General features: G+C 66.4%; 1 protein-coding gene. It reads left to right on the plus strand.

Features of this window, described 5'->3' with window-relative positions; genetic code table 11:
- Positions 1-253 (plus strand): hypothetical protein (locus BN358_RS26290; protein WP_198018396.1); only part of this gene is annotated, 253 nt, incomplete at both ends.

Genomic DNA, 253 nt, shown 5'->3' on the forward strand with positions numbered 1-253 from the left:
GTTCCGGTGGCGAGCACCGAGTACAGGTTCACCTGCCCGAGGCTGCAGCTGGTCAGCGTCCCTGCCTTGGCCTGACCGGCGGTGACGATCCCGCAGAAGTCGAGCGCCTGGGGCACGACCGCCCCCTTGCGTCCTTCGCGAAGTTCGCCGACTGCAGGCCGGGCCAGTTGAAGACGAACGTGAACGTGCTGGCCAGCCAGCTCTTGATCGCCGGGATCTGGCTGAGCGCGAACACGGTCACCACGATCACGTA

The organism is Sedimentibacter sp. B4 (assembly GCF_000309315.1).
In the GTDB taxonomy this organism is placed as follows: Bacteria; Bacillota; Clostridia; order Tissierellales; family Sedimentibacteraceae; genus Sedimentibacter; species Sedimentibacter saalensis.